Origin of the sequence: Enterobacter sp. MGH 16 (assembly GCF_000493175.1) — a bacterium.
Taxonomy (GTDB): Bacteria; Pseudomonadota; Gammaproteobacteria; order Enterobacterales; family Enterobacteriaceae; genus Enterobacter; species Enterobacter roggenkampii.
Map to the genome: position 1 here is coordinate 1,593,863 of NZ_KI535695.1, position 21,776 is coordinate 1,615,638.

The window sequence follows — 21,776 nt, forward strand, 5'->3', positions numbered from 1 at the left end:
AGCTTCCTTTTAAAAAAGAACATTACTTTTGCCCTTCTTCGATCCGGCTGTTAATCCTCTCCTGCATGTAGTCGAAGAACGGGTTCGAGGTGACCCGCATAAGCGCCTCTTTCCCGACGCTCAACACGGACGTCTCTCCCCACAGCGCAATCGTCCCCAGGCTGATGCCATATCGGTTTTTCACACGTGGTTCACGACCATAGAGATCGTCATCCGGCGGGAACGGCACCGCAACGTGCGACAGGGAATAAACATCCTGCGGCCAGGACTGGGCAAGCGGCACGACCGTCTCCTGCGTACTGCCTGCCAGCGTGATTTTCGCCACCGTCGAGAAACTGTGCTCGCCGGCATTGGTGATAATCGTGACACTGTAACGCCTCTGCGCGACCGGCAGCAGCGCCGTGGTGGCCGTCCAGGACGACGGTTTAAAGAGCGGGCGGAAGCTCGCCGCCTGGTTGATATCAAACACCACCAGCTCGCTGCCGTTTGCCGGAAGCTGGTCAAACAGGCCGCTGACCACCGCGCGGGTACTGACCGTAGAGTCCATCACCGACTGGAACGCCAGCACTGGCGGCAAATTCGCCAGCCTGTTTTCCCGCGCCTCACGGCCAATCTGCTCCTGCAGGGCCTTCGTCAGCAGCCACGACTGGCGGGCGGCGTTCACCGGGAACGAGTTGTATTTATACGGATTATATTCCGGGGAGATATTCAGCCAGGCCGCTTTGGCAAACGGCGGCAGCAGCGCCGGTAGCCCGGCGAATCCGGCGAACCGCGCAAAGGACGTCACGCCGATCATCGGTGAGAGCAGGATCATCTGTTGAGGCTTACGCAGCGCAGGGTCTTCCAGCGCATCGAGGGCATACTTCATCGCCAGCGCCCCGCCGTTGGAGTAGCCCACCAGATGCAGCGGCACGTTATTCCCCGTCAGGCGCGTGGCTTCCCGCACGGCAAGCCGCGTCGCTGCCAGCCACATTTCCCAGTCCACGTCCGTCAGCGCGCCGGGCGCGGTGCCGTGTCCGGGAAGACGCGGGACCACGGCCACAAAGCCGTGCTGCTGATAGTTCACGGCAAGGTGCCTGACGCTGTAAGGCGAGTCGGTCAGGCCGTGCAGAAGCACCACCGCGCCGCGCGGCTTCCCGGCTGGCATCAGCACAAAGGAGCGGTTGGCATCGGGGGCAAACAGGCCGGGCCACACCAGGCTCTGGCGGTAGTAGCGGTTTAACGGAGTTTGATCCTCGCCCGCTGTTTTCGCCGTCACCGCGTTATCCAGATCGGTGAAAATCGCCTTTTCACGGGCGAGGTACCCGGCGAAATCGGCGTTATCCAGCTCGCGCACGGACATCTCATCTCCCCGCCAGGTGTGCCACGGGTGCAGTTCCGGCCCCTGCTGCGAGAGATAGACCCGCACCGCCAGCAGGACGACCAGGACGATTCCCACGACCATCCCTGTTTTCTTTGCAAGCGCCACCAGGCGCACGCTGACTCGCCAGGGCCAATTCGCCATGCCGGGATCCCTTTTATGTTCACTGTCTTTCTATCTTATCAAAAATGTGAACGGGCTGACGTATTCGCCAAATTCATCCCTGCCAGGTCAGACAGTGCACCAAAAGTGAACTACGCTGCACAAATGTTGATCATTGGTTAACCAAATATTGCATGAAGTTTACTGCGCAGCGGGTTTTCGCCCTTCTGTGAACATGGCACGCGTCATGCATTGTTAACCCGGTAACACATATTCAGCTTTTGACAGCCTGTTAACAGCGAGGCGGTATGACGACGAAACCCGAGATGTTAAGCCGTATCGAGGCGACCTTCAGCCAGCTCACGCCCAGCGAAAAGCGGGTCGGAAGCTGGCTGCTGGCGCACGCCGCGCAAATCCCGTTTGAAACGGCGGAGAGCGTCGGGCTGGCGAGCGGGACCAGCGGGATCACCGTCGGACGCTTCCTGCGCAAGCTGGGATATCGCAACCTGGAAGATGCCAAAAAGAGCCTGCGCGATCCGTATCAGCCCTGGGGCATGAACGAGCGCCTCGACTCCTGGCAGCAGCAGCGCCCCCTGCCCAACCGCCTTCAGCACGCCCTGTCGCTGGAAGTGGACGCTATCACGCAGGTGTATCAGCTGGCGCAAACGGACGCCTTCCGCCAGGTGGTACACCATCTGGCCCACGCGGACGCGGTCTTTGTGCTGGGGATCCAGTCCACGCGCGGGATCGCCAACGCCTTCTTCAGCCACCTTGAATACCTCCGCCCGCGCGTGAGCTATTCAGAGGGTGCATCCGGCAGCTGGGTGGAATCCCTTAACTCCGGGTTTGCGCACCCTTATGTCGTGCTGACCGATACGCGCACCTACTCCACGATGGCCCGCCAGTACTGCCGCGTCGCGAGCGAGAAAGGCATTCCGCTGGCCTTAATCACCGACATCTGGTGCCCGTGGGCGCGGGATTACCCGATGGATTTACTGCAGGTGAAAACCGATACCGGTCATTTCTGGGATTCACTTGCCCCCGTGAGCTGTCTGTTCAACCTGCTGCTGTCGGGCGTGGTGGAAGCGCTGGGCGATGCGCTCCCGGCGCGCCTGGCGGTAAACCGACAATTACAACAAGAGTTTGGTCAATTCGAACGCTAAAGGAGCGGAGCTATGCCCGTAGAGAGTGAACTGATTGATGTGGCGAAGACGTTCCCCACGCTGCATATCGATCTGAAGTACGCCACCGCCGACAACATCACAGGCCGCCCGATCTATCAGGAGACGCTGTGCCTGCTGCATACCGATGCCGCTACCGCGCTGGCAAAAGCCATCAGCATTGCCACGCTGGCCGGGCTGAAGCTGGTGGTCTACGACGCCTATCGCCCGCAGCAGGCGCAGGCCCAGCTGTGGGAGGCCTGCCCGAACCCGGAATATGTGGTCGACGTGGCAATTGGCTCTAACCACAGCCGCGGCACGGCCATCGACGTCACGCTGATGGACGAGCATAACGTCGTGCTGGATATGGGCGCCGGTTTTGACGAAATGCATGACCGCTCGCATCCGTATCACCCTTCTGTGCCGCCGCACGCCCAGCGCAACCGTCTGCTGTTGAACGCCATCATGTTCGGCGGCGGTTTTGTCGGGATCGGCAGCGAATGGTGGCACTTCGAACTGCCGAACGCCGCCAGCTACCCGCTGCTTGATGACCGTTTTGCCTGTTTTCCCCTGACGCACACCTCTCTTTGAACCTGGAGCACTGCCATGAAAACATCGCTTCTCTCGACCGTCATTGCCGCCACGCTGGCCCTGAGCGCCCCGCTGGCGCTGGCTGCCGTCCCGAAAGACATGCTGGTCATCGGTAAAGCCGCCGACCCGCAAACGCTCGACCCGGCCATCACCATCGATAACAACGACTGGACCGTCACCTATCCGTCCTACCAGCGTCTGGTCAAATACAAGCCAGGCTCTACCGAGGTGGAAGGCGATCTGTCGACGGGCTGGAAAGCCTCCGACGACCAGAAAGAGTGGACCTTCACCCTGGCGGATAACGCCAAATTCTCCGACGGCACGCCGGTCACCGCCGAGGCGGTCAAACTCTCCTTTGAACGCCTGCTGAAGCTCAGCCAGGGGCCGTCTGAGGCCTTCCCGAAAGATCTGAAAGTGGAGGCCGTTGATGAGCACACGGTGAAATTCACCCTCAGCCAGCCGTTCGCGCCTTTCCTCTACACCCTGGCGAACGACGGCGCCTCCATCATTAACCCGACGGTGCTGAAGGCCAATGCCGCGGACGACGCGCGCGGCTTTCTGGCGCAAAACACCGCTGGCTCCGGGCCGTTTATGTTGAAAAGCTGGCAGAAAGGCCAGCAGCTGGTGCTGGTGCCAAACCCGCACTGGTCGGGCGACAAGCCGCACTTCAAGCGCGTCTCGGTGAAAATTATCGGTGAGAGCGCGTCGCGCCGTCTCCAGCTTTCCCGCGGCGATCTGGACATTGCCGACTCCCTGCCGGTCGATCAGCTGGCGGCCCTGAAGCAGGAAGGCAAAGTCGCCGTCGCCGAATACCCGTCTCTGCGCGTGACCTACCTCTACCTCAACAACAGCAAAGCGCCGCTCAATCAGGTGGATTTACGCCGCGCGGTCTCCTGGGCGACGGACTATGAGGGGATGGTGAAAGGCATTCTGAGCGGCAACGGCAAGCAGATGCGCGGTCCGATCCCGGAAGGCATGTGGGGCTTTGACGCCACGGCCATGCAGTACAGCTTCGACGAAGCCAAAGCTAAAGCAGCCCTGGAGAAGGTCAAAGACAAGCCCGCCAGCCTGACCTTCCTCTACTCGGACAACGATCCAAACTGGGAGCCTATCGCCCTTTCGACTCAGGCCAGCCTCGGCAAGATCGGCATTAACGTCAAGCTGGAGAAGCTGGCCAACGCCACCATGCGAGACCGCGTCGGCAAAGGCGATTACGACATCGCCATCGGCAACTGGAGCCCGGATTTTGCCGACCCGTACATGTTTATGAACTACTGGTTCGAATCGGACAAGAAAGGTCTGCCGGGCAACCGTTCGTTCTATGAGAACAAAGAGGTCGATTCCCTGCTGCAGGCCGCGCTGAAAACCACCGACCAGGCGGAACGCACCAAAGATTACCAGCAGGCGCAAAAGGTGGTCATCGACGAGGCGGCCTACGTTTATCTGTTCCAGAAGAACTACCAGCTGGCGATGAACAAAGAGGTCAAAGGCTTCACCTTTAATCCGATGCTCGAGCAGGTGTTTAACATCGCCACCATGAGCAAGTAACCGTTTCGCCGGGGGAAAGTGTATGACGTTCTGGAGCATCGTGCGCCAGCGCTGCTGGGGGTTACTCCTGGTGGTGGCCGGTGTCTGTATTATCACTTTTATTATTTCACACCTGATCCCCGGCGATCCGGCCCGTCTGCTGGCCGGCGACCGCGCCAGCGACGACATCGTGCAGAACATTCGCCAGCAGCTGGGGCTGGATCAGCCGCTCTACGTTCAGTTTGGCCGCTACGTGGACGCCCTGGCCCACGGTGATTTAGGCACCTCCATCCGTACCGGACGCCCGGTTGCGGAAGACCTGAAGGCCTTTTTCCCCGCCACGCTGGAGCTGGCCTTTTGTTCCCTCCTGCTGGCGCTGGTCATCGGCGTGCCGCTGGGAATTTTATCGGCGGTGTACCGCAACCGCTGGCTGGATCACCTGGTGCGTTTGATGGCGATGACCGGGATCTCCACCCCGGCCTTCTGGCTTGGGCTGGGCGTCATTGTGCTGTTCTACGGGCACCTGCAAATCCTGCCGGGCGGCGGCAGGCTGGACGACTGGCTCGATCCGCCGACGCACGTCACCGGCTTTTATCTGCTGGACGCGCTGCTGGAAGGCAACGGCGAGGTCTTTTTCAATGCGCTGCAGCACCTGATTTTACCCTCGCTGACGCTGGCATTTGTGCATCTCGGCATCGTGGCGCGTCAGGTCCGTTCCGCGATGCTGGAGCAGCTTAGCGAAGACTACATCCGCACGGCCCGCGCCAGCGGCCTGCCCGGCTGGTATATCGTCCTGCGCTACGCCCTGCCGAATGCGATGATCCCGTCGATTACCGTGCTCGGGCTGGCGCTGGGGGATCTGCTTTACGGGGCCGTGCTGACCGAAACCGTCTTTGCCTGGCCGGGCATGGGCGCCTGGGTGGTGACGTCCATTCAGGCGCTCGATTTCCCCGCGGTGATGGGCTTTGCCGTCGTTGTTTCGCTGGCCTACGTGCTGGTTAATCTGGTGGTCGATCTGCTTTACCTGTGGATTGACCCGCGAATCGGGCGCGGAGGTGCCGAATGATGTTAACGCAGGAAACGCCCGTCCCGGTGAAAACCGCCAGACAACGCATCAACTGGGCAAAGCTGTTCTGGATGCTGCGTCAAAGTCCGCTCACGATCGTTGGCGGCGTCATTATGCTGGTGATGCTTTTCATTATGGTGGCCGCACCGTGGATCGTGCCGCACGACCCGAACGCGCTGGATCTGACCGCGCGCCTGCAGGCGCCGTCCGCGCAGCACTGGTTTGGTACCGACGAGGTGGGCCGCGATCTGTTCAGCCGCGTGCTGGCGGGCAGCCAGCAGTCCATTACCGCCGGGCTGGCGGTGGTGGTAATTGCGGGCGGCATCGGTTCGCTGCTGGGCTGTCTGTCCGGCGTGCTGGGCGGGCGCGGCGACGCCGTTATTATGCGGGTGATGGACATTATGCTCTCGATACCTTCCCTGGTGCTGACCATGGCGCTGGCCGCCGCGCTCGGGCCAAGCCTGTTTAACGCCATGCTGGCAATTGCGATTGTCCGCATTCCGTTTTACGTCCGCCTGGCGCGCGGGCAAACCCTGGTGGTGCGCCAGTTTACCTACGTGCAGGCCGCCCGCACCTTTGGCGCGTCCCGCTGGCATGTGATCCGCTGGCACATCCTGCGCAACGCCCTGCCGCCGCTGATTGTGCAGGCGTCGCTGGACATCGGTAGCGCCATCCTGATGGCCGCCACGCTGGGGTTTATTGGCCTGGGGGCGCAGCAACCGACCGCCGAATGGGGCGCGATGGTGGCCGTCGGCCGTAACTACGTTCTGGACCAGTGGTGGTACTGCGCGTTTCCCGGAGCGGCGATTTTGATTACCGCCGTGGGCTTTAACCTGTTTGGGGATGGCATCCGCGATCTGCTGGATCCGAAGTCAGGAGGTAAACAGTGATGACCGACCCGGTTCTCAAGATTGAAGACCTGCATCTGAGCTTCCCGATTTTCCGCGGCGAGGTCCACGCGCTGAACCACGTCTCGCTGGAGATCGGCAGGGGTGAAATTGTCGGCGTGGTGGGCGAATCCGGTTCGGGTAAATCCGTGACCGCCATGCTCGCCATGCGTCTGCTGCCGGAAGGCAGCTACCGCATTCATCATGGTCAGGTGAAATTACTCGGCGAAAATGTCCTGACGGCATCCGAGAAACAGCTTCGCCAGTGGCGCGGCGCAAAGGTCGCGATGATTTTTCAGGAGCCCATGACCGCCCTCAACCCGACGCGGCGGATTGGCAAACAGATGGTAGAGGTGATCCGCCAGCATCAACCGCTTTCCCGGCGTGAGGCGCAGCAGAAGGCGATTACCCTGCTGGAAGAGATGCAAATCCCGGATGCGAAAGCGGTCATGGCGCGCTATCCGTTTGAACTCTCCGGCGGCATGCGCCAGCGGGTGATGATTGCCCTTGCCTTCTCCTGCGAGCCGGAGCTGATCGTCGCCGACGAACCAACCACGGCGCTTGACGTCACCGTTCAGCTGCAGGTGCTGCGCCTGCTGAAGCACAAGGCGCGGGCCAGCGGCACCTCGGTGCTGTTTATCAGCCACGATATGGCCGTGGTGTCACAGCTCTGCGACAGAGTGTATGTAATGTATGCGGGCAGCGTGATCGAGAGCGGCACCACGCAAACGCTGATCCACCAGCCCGTGCATCCCTACTCTATTGGTCTGCTGCAGTGCGCGCCGGAAAACGGCCAGCCGCGCGCCCCGCTTCCCGCCATCCCCGGCACGGTGCCCAACCTCAGCCAGCTTCCACAGGGATGCGCATTCCGCGAGCGCTGCTTTGCCGCCGGGGCGAAATGCAGCGAAACGCCGCGCTTAGCGCCCACTGGCGCAGAGGGCCAACAGGCCGCCTGCTGGTATCCACAACGGGAGAAAGCCCATGTCTGATGTACTGCTGGAACTGGATAGCGTGCACGTGAACTTTGCGGCGCGCAAAAACTGGCTGGGTCGCGTGACGGAACGGGTCCATGCGCTCAACGGGCTCGACCTTGAGATCCGTCGGGGAGAAACGCTTGGCATTGTCGGGGAATCCGGCTGTGGGAAAAGCACGCTCGCCCAGCTGCTGATGGGCATGCTTAAGCCCAGCACCGGCGCCTGCCAGCGGGCGCACCACGCGGGCGGCATGCAGATGGTGTTTCAGGATCCGCTCTCCTCGCTTGACCCGCGCCTGCCGGTCTGGCGAATCATCACCGAGCCGGTGTGGGTGCAAAAGCGCAGCAGCGAGCGCGACCGCCGCCAGCTGGCTGAAAACCTGGCGCTGCAGGTGGGCATTCGCCCGGAATATCTCGACCGGCTTCCGCACGCCTTCTCCGGCGGGCAGCGCCAGCGCATCGCCATCGCCCGGGCGCTCTCGTCCGATCCGGATATCATCGTGCTCGATGAACCCACCAGCGCGCTGGATATTTCCGTGCAGGCGCAGATCCTTAACCTGCTGGTGACCCTTCAACAGCAGCGTAATCTGACCTACGTGTTGATCTCGCATAACGTCTCGGTGGTCCGGCACATGAGCGACCGCGTGGCGGTGATGTACCTTGGGCAGATTGTGGAGCTGGGCAGCGCCGCGCAGGTGCTTGGCGAGCCGCGCCATCCTTACACCCGCCTGCTGCTCGATTCGGTTCCGCGCACCGGTGAGCCGCTGGATGAAACGCTGGCCTTACGCAAAACGGAGCTTCCCGGCAACCGCCGTCTGCCCGAAGGCTGTTTTTTCCGCGACCGATGCCCGATGGCCGCGCAGGGGTGCGAGCGTCCTCAGCCGTTACAGCCCTCTCGCGAGGGCCGTGACGTCCGCTGCTGGCGCAGTCTGGGTTAGATTTGCGCCATCCCGCCGTCCACGAACAGCTCGGTGGCGTTAATAAAGCTGGCCGCATCGGAGGCCAGAAACGCCACCGCTTTACCCACCTCACCCGGCGCGCCTAAACGGCCGAGCGGTACCTGAGCGGCCAGCGCGTCGTACAGCCCCTGACGGTGTTCTTCCGGCACCAGGTCGCCGAGGCCAGGCGTTTTGATTGGGCCCGGGCTTACCACGTTGACGCGGATCCCGCGGCCCTGCAAATCCAGCGCCCAGGAGCGGGCAAAGTTACGCACGGCGGCCTTGCTGGCGCTATAGACGCTAAAGTTTGCCGTCCCCTTAATGGACACCGTCGAGCCGGTCAGAATAATCGAGGATCCGGCGGAGAGCAGCGGCAGCGCCTTCTGTACCGTAAACAGCACCCCGCGGACGTTAGTGCCGAAAATCCGGTCAAACTGCTCTTCGGTTATCGCGCCCAGCGGCAGCATATCGCCGCCACCCGCATTGGCGAACAGAATATCGAGGCGGCCTTCTTCTTTGGCTATCCGGGCATAGACCTCGTCCAGGTCCGCCAGTTTTGACACGTCAGCGCGAATGCCCACTGCCGTTGAAGCAATTTCAGCCACCGCCGCGTCCAGCTCGGCCTGACGACGTCCGGTGATGTACACCTTCGCGCCCTGTGCAGCAAGCTCCTGCGCCGTGGCAAGACCGATGCCGGTGCTGCCGCCGGTGACCAGTGCGATTTTTCCTGAGAGAGTCGTGTTCATGTCATTTACCTTTTGTTGGGTTTGCGTTGGACAAACTTTAGCCCTTGCGGGATTAGTGAAAAACCAGCAAAAATGAAAATGACTATTCACATACAGAAATAATCAGAGGGAGTCTCATGGATCAGCTCATGGCGATGCGCGCCTTTACCCGGGTGGTGGAAACCGGCAGCTTTACCCGCGCGGCGGACTCGCTGAACATGCCGATCGCCACGCTGAGCAAGCTGGTGAAATCGCTTGAGACGCATCTGGAGATACGCCTCCTGCACCGGACGACTCGCCGGGTGGTCGCGACGCCGGAAGGGATGGAATACTATGAAAAAGCGCTCAGGGTCTTGATAGATATCGAAGATATCGACACCGCGTTTCGCGTTTCCCGCGCGACGCCCAAAGGGCATTTGCGGGTTGACGTGGGCGGCTCCACCGCCCGGGACGTGCTCATCCCCCTGCTGCCGGATTTTATGCGGCGCTACCCGGATATCCGCATCGACCTTGGCGTGGCCGACCGGCCGGTGGATCTGATCAGCGGTAACGTAGACTGCGTGATCCGCGGCGGCCCGCTGGACGATTCGACCCTTATCGCTCGCCATATTGGTAACGCCGAAATGGTGACCTGCGCGACGCCGGGCTACCTGAAAAACCATGGCGTTCCAGCCTATCCACAGGAGCTGTGCAACGGCCACAAGCTCATTAGCTACCTCTCGCCCGTCACCGGGCGGGCGTTTCCCTTTCGCTTCAGGCGGCATGGCGAGGCGATGGAAATCAATATCCCCCATTATCTCGGCATAAATGAAAGTAATGCCCACCTGGCGGCGGCCGTGGCAGGATTGGGGATCGTGCAGACGTTTGAGTATTCGGCAAAGCCGTATTTACAGGCGGAAACGCTGGCGGCGATCCTGAGCGACTGGCGCCCTGCCGCCTATCCGTTTCACGTGGTATACCCGCAGAACCGCCATCTGACGCACCGTCTGAAGGTGTTTATTGCCTGGCTGGCGGAGGTGTTTCCCGCCGCGCTGAAGGGATAGCCGGGCGCCAGCCCGGCTGAGGCTTAGTTAAGCGTATAGTCCAGCGTAATTTCGGCTTTCAGTAGCTGCGAAACCGGACAGCCCGCTTTGGCTTTCTGAATAATACCGTCGAACTGCTGAGGGGCGATGCCGGGAACGGTCACCTTGCTCTTCAGGGCAACCTTGGTGATGGCAAAACCGCCGTCCGTTTTATCGAGGGAGACATCCGCGGTGGTATCAATGGCGTCGGCGGTATAGCCCGCTTCGCCGAGCATCAGCGACAGCGCCATCGAGAAGCAGGCCGCATGTGCCGCGCCGATAAGCTCTTCGGGGTTGGTCCCCTTTTCACCCTCAAAACGGGTATTAAAGCCATAAGGCTGTTGATTGAGAACGCCGCTCTCGGTGGAAACCGTTCCTTTACCGCGCTTAATGTCGCCAGACCAGTGTGCCGAACCGTGCTTATGAATAGTCATTCTTGCTCTCCTTTTGGCTTACAAAGGGTTAAGTATAGACTACGCATCTGACTGCCCCTGGAACACAGACAATTCCGGGACTTACACCTGCTGTACCGACAAAAAGGATAAACCTATGGCGCTAAAAATCAGGATGGCCGTTGCGATCGCTACCCTCGCTCTATCGTTGCCTTTGCAGGCGAAAACGCCCGAGAACTTTATCTATACCAGCTCCGGCGAGCTCGACGCGGCGTTCCCGCTCGTTGTGCGAAGCGATATCGGCGGCGTACAGATCGTCTACAACTGGCGCGCGCTTGAGCCTGAGAAGGATCGCTACGATTTCTCGCGCATTGAACGGGATCTCGCGCGTCTTAAGGCTGCCAGGAAAAAGCTTTTTATCCAGATTCAGGACCGTTTCTTTGAGGCGGACGCGCGCTACGTGCCGGATTATCTGATGCACGATAAGCAATACGGAGGCGGGATTGCGCCGCAGTTCGATAACCCCGGCGAAGGCAAGCCGGTCGGTTCAGGCTGGGTGGCGCGTCAGTGGGATCCCGAGGTGCGCCAGCGCTACCAGGCGCTGCTGGCCGCCCTCGCGAAACGCTTTGATGGCGAGGTATATGGCGTAAACCTGCCTGAAACCGCCATCGATCTTGACGAAAAAAATCCGCCCGCCGGATTTACCTGCGACAGCTATTTTGCGGGAGAAATGGAAAACCTGGCCTTTGCGCGCAAGGCTTTTCAGAAATCACACGTGGTGCAATACGTGAACTTCTGGCCGTGCGAATGGGATAATGACCACAACTACATGGGGCGTCTTTTTGCGTATGCCAGCGCCAACAGTGTCGGCCTCGGTGGGCCGGACATTGTTCCCAACCGCAAGGCGCATATGAAGAATGCCTATCCTTTCTTCCATAAAAATAAACAGACGCTGTCGCTTATCGCCATGGCGGTTCAGGAACCGACCCTGACCTATAAGAACCCTGAGACCGGCAAGCCCTTCACCAAAGCAGAATTTGATCGGTTCGCGGAAAATTATCTCGGGGCGGATATTATTTTCTGGAGCACGGCCTCCCCCTGGCTAAAGGCTAAGTAAACGACGGCAAACGCCGCGCTCAAGCCAGATAGCGGGCCAGCTCATCAAGGAACGCCCGCAGCGCGGCAGGCTGGTATTCCCGGGACTGATAAATGCCATGGATGGCCAGCGGCTTCGGCTCCAGCGCCTCCAGTACCGGCACCAGCCATCCCTGCTCCAGCGCGGCACGCGCTTCACGCTCCGGCAGCATGGCGATACCGCAGTGCTTAATCGCCGCGTCCATCAGCAGCGAAGAGATGCTGGCGCTCAGGTTGCCGCTGACGGCCACGCTCAGGCTTTCGCCCTCCGGCGTCAGGAAGTGCCAGGACTGCCCGGCAAAAAAGCTGTAGTGCAGGCAGTTATGCCGGGCTAGTTCTTCGGGGCTGACGGGGGTGCCGTGCTGCGCCAGATAGTCCGGCGAGGCGCAAAGGACCGAGCGACACTCCCCCAGCCGACGGGCAATCATGCCGGGCTCAGGGTTATCGGTAATGCGTACGGCGACGTCAATGCGCTCTCCCACCAGGCTGACCGGATGGTTGTTCACGTCCAGTTCGATGCGCAGCTGCGGGTAGCGCGAGAGCAGACCGGGCAGGACCGGCGCAATCAGGTGCATGGCGGTAAAGTGCGCGCAGGCCACCCGCAGGGTGCCAGACGGGAGATCTTTTTCCGACTGGCCTTCAATTTCCTGCGAGATCTGCGAGAGCGTCCGCGTTTTTTGCAGCACCTTTTCGCCTGCCGCGGTCAGCGTCAGCTTGCGCGTGGAGCGGTTTACCAGCCGCGTGCCCGCCCATTTCTCCATCTGCTCAAGGTAGCGGCTCACCATTGGGCGGGAAATACCCAGCGCCCGGGCCGCCGCGCTCAAACTTCCCAGCTCGCATATTCGGTTGTAAACCTGAGCGGCAATCACGCGATCCATATCAACTCCATCTGCTCGATTTATGAAACTAAGCATGTCTTGTTTCAGGAATTCTGGCAAATGCGAATTTCCGTACAATAGAGACATTCCTGAACAACAGAGACAACAGCATGAAATTCACTCACCTTGCCCTGCTTTCCACCCTTTTCACGCCGGCTGTTTTTGCCGCGCCGTTAAGCATTGATACCTATAACCCGCAGGAGAAAGGCATTTTCGCGGTCTCCTCCACGCTGGTCTCCGGCCCGAAAGAGGCGGTGCTGTTTGACGCGCAGTTCAGCGTGAAGGATGGCGAAGCGCTGGTAGAGAAAATTCGTCAAAGCGGTAAGACCCTGAACAAGATTGTGATCACCTCCGGCGATCCGGATTTCTATTTTGGCCTGCAGCCGCTGGTCAAAGCCTTCCCGAACGCCAAAGTGGTGGCCACGCAGCACGTGGTTGATCACATCAAGGCTACCAAAGACGCCAAGCTCGCCTTCTGGGGTCCGCAGATGAAAGACGGCGCGCCAACGGAGCTGGTCGTCCCGCAGGTTCTCGCCTCCACCACGTTTATGGTTGACGGGGAGAAGATCGACATCGAACAGCCTGACAGCTATGCGGCCTATGTATGGATCCCGTCCGCAAAGACCATCCTCGGCGGCACTGGCGTAGCCTGGGGGATTCACGTCTGGACGGCGGACACCCAGACAGCGGAAAGCCGTAAGCAGTGGCAGGAAACGCTGGTGAACATGGCGGCGCACAAACCCGAGCGCGTGATCCCGGGTCACTATCTGGGTACCCCGCCAGCCGGGACGGGTGCGATTGATTTTACCCGTGACTATCTCCAGCGCTTTGAAAAGGCCTTATCCGTTCATAAAGATTCTGCGGGCGTCATCAGCACCCTGAAAAAACAGTATCCGAATCTGGCTGAAGAGAGCTCGCTGGAATTAAGCGCTAAGGTGAATACCGGCGAAATGAAGTGGTAATTTAAACGCTGCTCCTGCTATTTTTTCGAGATAGCAGGAGCACCGTCATAATATTCTCTCAGCGCCACGTCGATTTACCCCTGCATTTCAAAAGCACACAAAAGCATACACTTATGTCATTTTTATTTCTAAGATGAATCTGAGCCACAACCGGGAAAATATTTGCCATTCTGTTTGTGAATTAAATTTTTTGCGAGCCGTACCATTAAACAGACAACGACACGGAGGCAGCATGTTTACTTATTACCCGGCAAATACCGCAGCAGCACAACCTCAACTCGTTAACGCGATTGCACAGGGTCTTCACGCCGAGCACGGTGCTGTGACTGAAGATGACATTTTGATGGAACTCACTAAGTGGGTGGAATCCACAGATAATGACATCCTCAGTGACATCTACCAGCAGACCATTAACTACGTCGTCAGCGGGCAAAACGCACCGTTGTAAAAACCTGCTAAGCTGGATCTGCAACCTAAGGGGTTACATTTCGTTTGCGTAAGCAAACTGGTCCTTAAAACTATCAACAGGATTGAGGAGTTAATATGAAATCGAACCGTCAGGCACGCCATATTCTGGGACTGAACTACAAGCTTTCTAATCAGCGCAAAGTGGTGATTGAAGGCGACCACGAAACCCAAGTCACTCACGCCACCGGCAGAAAACGCCACGCCGGCAAGTAAGTTCCAGACTGAGATCCAGAACACCATCGGTAATCCCGATGGTGTTTTTGTTTATGTGTTGCGGTAATTAATATTTAGCTCCTTTATAATACCGCCGGACCGCACCCCATCGCACAGGCCAGAAAGATGACAAACAGCAGTGTCAGGGACGGATCTTCATAAAAAGAGTGAGTGACATGGACAACAAACTGAAAAAACATCGTTCCTTATACATCCCATACGCCGGACCGGTTTTACTCGAATTCCCCCTGCTCAACAAAGGCAGCGCCTTCAGCATGGAAGAGCGCAGCAGCTTTAACCTGCTGGGTTTACTGCCCGAAGTGGTTGAAACCATTGAAGAACAGGCAGAGCGCGCGTGGATCCAGTACCAGGGTTTCAAAACGGAAATCGACAAACACATCTACCTGCGTAACATTCAGGACACCAACGAAACCCTCTTCTATCGCCTGGTGCAAAACCATCTCGAAGAGATGATGCCGGTGATCTACACCCCGACGGTGGGTGCCGCCTGCGAGCGTTTCTCCGAGATCTACCGCCGCTCCCGCGGGGTATTCATCTCTTATCAGAATCGTCACAACATGGACGATATTCTGCAGAACGTGCCTAACCACAACATTAAAGTAATTGTGGTGACCGACGGCGAACGTATTCTCGGCCTCGGCGACCAGGGCATCGGCGGGATGGGGATCCCTATCGGTAAACTTTCTCTTTATACCGCCTGCGGCGGGATCAGCCCGGCGTATACCCTGCCGGTGGTGCTGGACGTCGGCACCAACAACCAGCAGCTGCTCAACGACCCGCTCTATATGGGCTGGCGCCATCCGCGTATTACCGACGACGAGTACTATCAGTTTGTCGACGACTTCATCCAGGCCGTGAAGCACCGCTGGCCGGACGTGCTGCTGCAGTTCGAAGACTTCGCGCAGAAAAACGCGATGCCGCTGCTGAACCGCTATCGCGATGAGATCTGCTCCTTTAACGACGATATCCAGGGCACCGCGGCCGTGACGGTGGGTACGCTCATCGCCGCCAGCCGTGCGGCGGGAAGCCAGCTGAGCTACCAGAAAATCGTCTTCCTGGGCGCAGGCTCCGCGGGCTGCGGTATTGCCGAGCAGATTATCGCCCAGACGCAGCGCGAAGGCTTAAGCGAAGAGCTGGCCCGCTCCCGCGTCTTTATGGTGGACCGTTTCGGCCTGCTGACCGACGGCATGCCGAACCTGCTGCCGTTCCAGACCAAGCTGGTGCAGAAACGCGAAAACCTGAAAAACTGGGATACCGACAACGAAATCCTTTCCCTGCTGGACGTGGTGCGCAACGTGAAGCCGGATATTCTGATCGGCGTTTCCGGGCAAACCGGTCTCTTCACCGAAGAGATTATTCGCGAGATGCACAAGCACTGCGAGCGCCCTATCGTGATGCCGCTGTCTAACCCGACGTCCCGCGTGGAGGCGACGCCGCAGGACATCATCGCCTGGACCGAAGGTAATGCGCTGGTGGCCACCGGCAGCCCGTTCGATCCGGTGGTGTGGAAGGATAAAACCTATCCGATCGCCCAGTGCAACAACTCCTATATCTTCCCGGGCATTGGTTTGGGCGTTATCGCCTCCGGCGCGTCCCGCATCACCGACGAAATGCTGATGTCCGCGAGCGAGACCCTGGCGGGCCACTCGCCGCTGGTCAACGACGGCGAAGGTCTGGTTCTGCCCGAGCTGAAGGACATTCACAAGGTGTCGCGCGCTATCGCGTTCGCAGTGGGTAAAATGGCGCAGCAGCAGGGCGTGGCGGTGAAAACCTCTGCCGACGCGCTGCAGCAGGCCATCGACGACAACTTCTGGAAGCCTGAATACCGCAGCTATCGCCGTACGTCGATTTGATCCGCTTTGACCGTTCCCTCTCCCAGTGGGAGACGCGGTGCGGCCCAATCGCCCGGTGGCGCTTCGCTTACCGGGCCTACGGGGGCTCTCCCTGTGGGCTCAGGAATCCCAGTAATTTTTACCGGATGCGATGAATGTTGCTTCAGGAAAATGAATGACTTACAGCGACGCCCTGGTCCGGCTGTAAATCGCCGAAGCGTTTCCGTAAGGCCGGGGCGAGGCGCAGGGATGCGCCGAGAGGGCGTGGCCTGCAGGGATGCAGGCTCATGCCCGACCCGATAGCCTGAAGGAATAAGCTGAGGGCACCGCGAAGCGGCGATTTACCGCCGGGAGCCCGGGTCGCCAGGGTGGTGGCGACTGAGCCACCCTGGCACGTTCACCGGTCACATCGCTAAAGAGTAGCAAGGAACATAAAGTGAACGTAATGACCACCAGAGCCGTATGTTCCCCTCACCCTAACCCTCTCCCATAGGAGAGGGAATTACATTCGTCCCCCCCTAGCCAAACCCCTTTTCCCCCGCTACACTCCTTTCATCCATTAACCCACTGAATATATAAGGAGGCCAATTATGCTGTATCGTGAAATTTTCAATGTTTCACATACATTTGGTGATCGCACCCGCTCAAGCGTTATCGGTATCGTGCTGCGATAACTTCGGCTTGAGCGAAGACACCAACCCCTGAAATCCCTTCTCTCGGGCTTACTGAGTTATCGTCAGCGATGTTTGACGAGGCATAAACATGCCTGTAACTCTTGGGTAAGCAACAATGAGCACTTTACTCACTGCACAATCTTTACGCGTTGATACGGCGTTTGGCACGCTCTTCGACTCACTCTCCTTTACGCTGAAAAAAGGCGACCGCATTGGCCTGCTGGGCGACAACGGCTGCGGTAAAAGTACGCTGCTGAAGGTGCTGGACGGCACGGATTCCCCTGCTGCCGGAACGGTAGCGCTGGCCGGGCATTGCCTGATGGCGCGCGTGGAGCAACATCTCCCGGACGCTATTTTACCGCTCACCATGCTGGATGCCGTCCTGGCCCAGCTGCCCGTAGCGGAGCGGGACAGCCTGCGCTGGAGAGCCGAAACGCTGCTGGCAGGCATGGGCTTTACGCCGCAGGATATGATGCTGCACTCCGCCACGCTGAGCGGCGGGCAGCACACCCGCCTGCTGCTGGCCCGGGCGCTGATTCACGAGCCGGACCTGCTCCTGCTGGATGAACCCAGCAACCACCTGGACCTGCCGACCATGCTCTGGCTGGAGCACTTTTTACAGAACTGGTCGGGCAGCTTTGTGCTGGTCTCGCATGACAGACAGCTGCTGGATGCCGTCACCAACGGCAGCTGGATCCTGCGCGATAAAACGCTGCACTACTTTGCCCTTCCCTGCACGGCGGCACGTCAGGCGCTGGAAGCCAAAGATGAGACCGACGCGCAGCGCCACAAGGCGGAGCAAAAGGAGATCGACCGCGTGACCGCCAGCGCCAAACGTCTGGCGACCTGGGGTAAGGTTTACGACAACGAAGACCTGGCCCGCAAAGCCAAACAGATGGAAAAACAGGTCGAACGGCTCAAAGAGAGCCAGACCGCGCTCACGGCGGGCAGCCCGTGGACGTTAACCCTGCGCGGCGACGCGCTGCGGGCTGACCGTCTACTGGAGATGGAAAACCTCGGCGTCCCGCCCGCGCCTGGGCTACCGCCGCTGTTTAACATCGAAACGGCGCGGCTGAAAAGCGGCGATCGCGTGGCGATTGTCGGTCGTAACGGCTGCGGTAAATCGTCGTTGATGAAGCTTATCTGGCGACATTTTTCCGATGAACCGGCGGACAGTGGGCTGAAAATCCATCCGCGCGTCTCGCCGGGCTACTACGACCAGACGCTGCATCAGCTGCCGGACAACGCCACGCTGCTCGACGCGCTGGAGCCTTTTGCACCGGATCCGCAGAACCGCAAAATGGCGCTCATCAGCGCCGGGTTCCCGTGGTCCCGCCATGGGCAGAAAGTCAGCACGCTCAGCGGCGGCGAACGCTCGCGCCTGCTGTTCGTGGGCCTGACGCTTGCCCGCTACAGCCTGCTGATGCTGGATGAGCCCACCAACCACCTGGACATGGAAGGCAAAGAGGCGCTGGCGCAAACCCTTCAGCAGTTCGAAGGCGGCGTGCTGCTGGTCAGCCATGACCGTCAGTTAATTAGCCAAAGCTGCAACCGTTTCTGGCTAATTGAGGACGGTACGCTGAGCGAATGGCACGATGCAGAAGCGGTGTTTGAGCGGCTGCGTGAACGCGCGGGGCTCGTGACAGCCACTGCGCCCGCTGTCGCCGCGACGGTTCACCCCTCGCCGCATGACGATCTGCTTGAGCGGCTGATCGCGCTGGAAACGCTGCTGGAAGACGATCTGGCGCGCAAGCCAAAGCATCAAAAGCCGCAGCTCCAGGCGCAATGGCGTAAAGAGATTGAGGAGATAGAAGCCCAGCTGTAAGTCTGCGCCCGGCGAGCGCCTCGCCGGGCCAGCATTTTCCCCCCTTAATTATTAGAGGATCGCCGTATTCTTAATCTGAAATCGAATCAAATGATGACATTATGTTGCCGCAGCCTTGCATTACCAGGCTAATGTATTAATCCTTAAGGGGTATTACACCTGCTATGCAGATTCTTATCATGAACAAGGAGATACACATGAAGGCTGCTGTTGTCACTCAGGACCACCAGGTCAGCGTCACCGAAAAAACCTTACGCCCGCTTAAGCATGGGGAAGCCCTGCTGAAGATGGAGTGCTGTGGCGTATGCCATACCGATCTTCATGTGAAGAACGGTGATTTTGGCGACAAGACCGGGGTTATCCTGGGCCATGAAGGAATTGGTATCGTGAAAGAAGTCGGCCCTGGCGTGAAGTCGCTGAAAGTCGGCGACCGCGCAAGCGTGGCCTGGTTCTTTGAAGGCTGCGGCCACTGCGAATACTGTAATTCCGGCAACGAAACCCTGTGCCGTGACGTGAAAAACGCCGGTTACTCCGTCGACGGCGGCATGGCGGAAGAGTGCATCGTCACCGCGGATTACGCGGTAAAAGTGCCGGACGGTCTGGATTCGGCGGCGGCCAGCAGCATTACCTGCGCTGGCGTGACCACCTACAAAGCGGTGAAGGTGTCGGGTATTAAACCGGGCCAGTGGATTGCGATTTACGGTCTGGGCGGGCTGGGCAACCTCGCGCTGCAGTACGCCAAAAACGTCTTTAACGCCAAAGTCATCGCCCTTGACGTTAACGACGAACAGCTGAAGCTGGCGGCCAGCATGGGCGCGGACCTCACCATCAACTCCCGCAGCGAAGATGCCGCTAAAATTGTGCAGGAAAAAACCGGCGGCGCGCATGCCGCAGTCGTCACTGCCGTCGCAAAAGCGGCCTTCAACTCGGCGGTAGATGCCGTGCGTGCCGGTGGCCGCGTGGTCGCGGTTGGTCTGCCACCGGAAGCGATGAGCCTCGACATTCCGCGCCTGGTGCTGGACGGCATTCAGGTGGTGGGTTCGCTGGTTGGCACCCGTCAGGATCTGCAGGAGGCCTTCCAGTTTGCGGCCGAGGGCAAAGTGGTGCCGAAAGTGACGATGCGTCCTATCGAGGACATCAACGCCATCTTCAAAGAGATGGAACAGGGCCAGATCCGTGGCCGTATGGTGATTGACCTGCGTTCGTAATCACCCACCGTACATCGCCGCTCCTTACCGGGGCGGTTTTTTTATAGCCATTTTCCGGCAATCCTTATCTTAATTCCTTTGTTCCCTTGTTTTCCCCCGCGCCCGATGATGAATCCGACGCTAACAAGAAGATAACAAAGGAATTCACCATGCAAACCCCATTTCGTCTGCCGCTGCTGACGGCGCTCATTCTGACGACCACCGCAGCCTGGTCCGCCGATGCGCCGGTCAAAGGCGGTACGCTGATTTATCTGGAGCAACAGGCGCACACTAACCTCTACCCGCCCGCCGGCGGCTTCTACCCGAACGGCGGCATCCTGAACCAAATCACCGACAAGCTGACCTGGCAGAACCCAAAGACGCTGCAGGTCGAACCGTGGGTGGCCGAAAGCTGGACCACCAACGCCGATAAAACCGAATACACCTTCAAAATTCGCCCGGGCATCACCTTCTCCGACGGCACGCCGCTGGACGCCAACGCCGTAGCAAAAAACTTTGATACCTACGGCTTAGGCAACAAGGCGCAGCGCCTGCCGGTGTCAGAAGTGATCAATAACTACGATCGCAGCGAAGTGGTCGACCCGCTGACCGTGAAGTTCTACTTCAAAAAACCGTCGCCGGGATTCCTGCAGGGCACCGCCACGATTGGCTCGGGTCTGGTCTCGCTCAGCACGCTGAAGCGCAACTTTGAAGAGCTGGGTGACGCCCGGCATATCATTGGCTCTGGCCCGTTTGTGGTGAAGGACGAGAAACTGGGGCGCGAAGTGACGCTGGAAGCGCGAAAGGACTACCAGTGGGGGCCCAAAAATCTGGCGCAACAGGGGCCAGCCAATCTTGATGGCATCAAGTTTATCGTGACTCAGGAAGACAGCGTGCGCGTCGGCGCCCTGCTGGCCGGTCAGGCCGACTTTATTCGCCAGGTGCAGGCGTATGACGAAAAGCAGGCGACCGATCAGGGCTATAAGATCTACGCTGCCCCAACGCGCGGGGTGAACGACAGCATCAGCTTCCGCCCGGATAACCCGCTGGTCTCCGATATTCGCGTCCGCCAGGCGCTGCTGCATGCCACCAATGCAAAACAGGTGGTTGAGACCCTCTTCTCGGCTAACTATCCGCAGGCGAAGTCGGTGATTGCCAATTCCGCCGCTGGCTTTGTCGATCTCAGCGACAAATTGACCTTTGACCCGGCTAAAGCTAACCAGCTGCTGGACGAGGCGGGCTGGAAAGCGGGCAGCGACGGCATCCGCGCCAAAGACGGCCAGCGGCTGGCGCTGACGGTATATGAATCCCTGCCGCAGCCGCAAAATAAAGAGGTGCTGCAGCTGGTTGCCCAGCAGTGGCGTCAGGTGGGCGTGGCGCTGAGCGTGAAAGCCGGTGACGCAGGCAGCCGCACGCTGGATAACCTTGATCCGCTGAAGACCCCGTTAACCGTCTCCGAAGTGGGCCGCGCCGATCCTGACGTGGTGAAAAGCATGTTCTACCCCGCTAACCGCGACGCGCTGCTGCAAAAAGGCGGCTCCAGCGACAAGGTCAAAAGCTTCCGTGACGACAAGCTGAATGCGCTGCTGGTAAATATCTCCTCAGAGGTCGATCCGCAAAAACGCCTGCAGCTGACCGGCGATACCCAGCGCTACCTGCTGGATAACGCCTACGTCATTCCGATTTTCGAGGAACCGCAGGTCTTTGCCGGTGCGCCATGGCTGAAAGGCGTGAATTTTGAAGCGGTCGGCCGCCCGTCGTTCTACGGCGCGTGGCTTGAGAAACACTGAGGAGCTGACG

At 59.3% G+C, this 21,776-nt stretch carries 20 protein-coding genes; 16 read left to right on the forward strand and 4 right to left on the reverse strand.

All coding sequences use genetic code 11. The features are described 5' to 3' along the window. Positions 1-22: 22 nt before the first annotated feature. Positions 23-1,504 carry an alpha/beta hydrolase gene (locus tag L362_RS15130; RefSeq protein ID WP_023344191.1) on the reverse strand — a complete coding sequence of 494 codons (1,482 nt, stop codon included), beginning with the start codon at positions 1,502-1,504 and terminating at the stop codon, positions 23-25. A gap of 266 nt (positions 1,505-1,770) precedes the next feature. Here L362_RS15130 and L362_RS15125 point away from each other — a divergent pair, with 266 nt between their 5' ends. From L362_RS15125 to L362_RS15095, 7 genes are read left to right on the forward strand one after another with little or no spacing between them, the layout of a single operon-like run. Continuing rightward, complete coding sequence (locus tag L362_RS15125; protein WP_008501698.1) at positions 1,771-2,625, forward strand: MurR/RpiR family transcriptional regulator; 855 nt, start codon at positions 1,771-1,773, stop codon at positions 2,623-2,625. A gap of 12 nt (positions 2,626-2,637) precedes the next feature. Then, complete coding sequence (gene ddpX, locus L362_RS15120; protein ID WP_023344192.1) at positions 2,638-3,213, forward strand: D-alanyl-D-alanine dipeptidase; 576 nt, start codon at positions 2,638-2,640, stop codon at positions 3,211-3,213. A gap of 15 nt (positions 3,214-3,228) precedes the next feature. Further along, positions 3,229-4,761: an ABC transporter substrate-binding protein gene (locus L362_RS15115; RefSeq protein WP_023344193.1), complete on the forward strand. Its 1,533-nt coding sequence runs from the start codon at positions 3,229-3,231 to the stop codon at positions 4,759-4,761. Positions 4,762-4,783: 22 nt separating this feature from the next. Further along, a complete protein-coding gene (locus tag L362_RS15110) occupies positions 4,784-5,806 on the forward strand; it encodes an ABC transporter permease (RefSeq protein ID WP_008501701.1) in 1,023 nt (340 codons plus the stop codon). After that, entirely contained in the window at positions 5,803-6,696 is an 894-nt protein-coding gene (gene ddpC, locus L362_RS15105; protein ID WP_023327530.1) for a D,D-dipeptide ABC transporter permease, read from the forward strand. The genes L362_RS15110 and ddpC overlap by 4 nt, the downstream gene beginning before the upstream one ends. Then, complete coding sequence (locus tag L362_RS15100) at positions 6,696-7,682, forward strand: ABC transporter ATP-binding protein (protein ID WP_023327531.1); 987 nt, start codon at positions 6,696-6,698, stop codon at positions 7,680-7,682. The genes ddpC and L362_RS15100 overlap by 1 nt, the downstream gene beginning before the upstream one ends. Further along, entirely contained in the window at positions 7,675-8,604 is a 930-nt protein-coding gene (locus tag L362_RS15095) for an oligopeptide/dipeptide ABC transporter ATP-binding protein (RefSeq protein ID WP_008501705.1), read from the forward strand. Before L362_RS15100 ends, L362_RS15095 begins: the two co-directional genes overlap by 8 nt. Here L362_RS15095 and L362_RS15090 read toward each other — a convergent pair. Continuing rightward, positions 8,601-9,350 carry an SDR family NAD(P)-dependent oxidoreductase gene (locus L362_RS15090; RefSeq protein ID WP_008501706.1) on the reverse strand — a complete coding sequence of 250 codons (750 nt, stop codon included), beginning with the start codon at positions 9,348-9,350 and terminating at the stop codon, positions 8,601-8,603. The two genes, L362_RS15095 and L362_RS15090, sit on opposite strands and share 4 nt — an antisense overlap. A 116-nt stretch (positions 9,351-9,466) precedes the next feature. On the opposite strand from L362_RS15090, the gene L362_RS15085 reads away from it, so the two are divergent. Next, the gene (locus L362_RS15085) at positions 9,467-10,372 is read left to right on the forward strand and encodes a LysR family transcriptional regulator (RefSeq protein ID WP_023344194.1); all 906 of its coding nucleotides are present in this window, start codon (positions 9,467-9,469) and stop codon (positions 10,370-10,372) included. A 23-nt stretch (positions 10,373-10,395) separates the two neighbouring features. On the opposite strand, the gene L362_RS15080 is transcribed toward L362_RS15085, so the two are convergent. Beyond that, positions 10,396-10,824 (reverse strand): OsmC family protein, encoded by a 429-nt coding sequence (locus tag L362_RS15080; protein ID WP_008501708.1) that lies wholly within the window; start codon positions 10,822-10,824, stop codon positions 10,396-10,398. Between the two features lie 115 nt (positions 10,825-10,939). Between L362_RS15080 and L362_RS15075 the strand changes: the two genes are divergently transcribed. Beyond that, positions 10,940-11,899, forward strand: a complete 960-nt coding sequence (locus L362_RS15075; protein ID WP_023344195.1) for a hypothetical protein — start codon at positions 10,940-10,942, stop codon at positions 11,897-11,899. 19 nt (positions 11,900-11,918) lie between these two features. Here L362_RS15075 and L362_RS15070 read toward each other — a convergent pair whose 3' ends face one another. Beyond that, positions 11,919-12,794, reverse strand: a complete 876-nt coding sequence (locus L362_RS15070; RefSeq protein WP_023344196.1) for a LysR family transcriptional regulator — start codon at positions 12,792-12,794, stop codon at positions 11,919-11,921. Positions 12,795-12,904: 110 nt separating this feature from the next. Between L362_RS15070 and L362_RS15065 the strand changes: the two genes are divergently transcribed. From L362_RS15065 to L362_RS15035, 7 genes are all read left to right on the forward strand, one after another. Continuing rightward, positions 12,905-13,756 carry a Vmh family MBL fold metallo-hydrolase gene (locus L362_RS15065; RefSeq protein WP_023292348.1) on the forward strand — a complete coding sequence of 284 codons (852 nt, stop codon included), beginning with the start codon at positions 12,905-12,907 and terminating at the stop codon, positions 13,754-13,756. A gap of 232 nt (positions 13,757-13,988) precedes the next feature. Further along, entirely contained in the window at positions 13,989-14,204 is a 216-nt protein-coding gene (bdm, locus tag L362_RS15060) for a biofilm-dependent modulation protein (protein ID WP_023344197.1), read from the forward strand. A gap of 95 nt (positions 14,205-14,299) precedes the next feature. Further along, positions 14,300-14,437, forward strand: coding sequence for a stationary-phase-induced ribosome-associated protein (gene sra, locus L362_RS15055; protein ID WP_008501714.1), 138 nt, complete (start codon positions 14,300-14,302; stop codon positions 14,435-14,437). Positions 14,438-14,613: 176 nt separating this feature from the next. Continuing rightward, positions 14,614-16,311, forward strand: coding sequence for an NAD-dependent malic enzyme (locus tag L362_RS15050; RefSeq protein ID WP_023344198.1), 1,698 nt, complete (start codon positions 14,614-14,616; stop codon positions 16,309-16,311). Between the two features lie 768 nt (positions 16,312-17,079). Continuing rightward, positions 17,080-18,789 carry an ABC-F family ATP-binding cassette domain-containing protein gene (locus L362_RS15045; RefSeq protein WP_023344199.1) on the forward strand — a complete coding sequence of 570 codons (1,710 nt, stop codon included), beginning with the start codon at positions 17,080-17,082 and terminating at the stop codon, positions 18,787-18,789. A gap of 197 nt (positions 18,790-18,986) precedes the next feature. Next, on the forward strand, positions 18,987-19,997 hold the full coding sequence (adhP, locus tag L362_RS15040) for an alcohol dehydrogenase AdhP (protein WP_023327537.1): 1,011 nt from the start codon (positions 18,987-18,989) through the stop codon (positions 19,995-19,997). A gap of 149 nt (positions 19,998-20,146) precedes the next feature. Further along, positions 20,147-21,766 carry a TIGR04028 family ABC transporter substrate-binding protein gene (locus L362_RS15035; RefSeq protein WP_023344200.1) on the forward strand — a complete coding sequence of 540 codons (1,620 nt, stop codon included), beginning with the start codon at positions 20,147-20,149 and terminating at the stop codon, positions 21,764-21,766. Positions 21,767-21,776 lie beyond the last annotated feature (10 nt).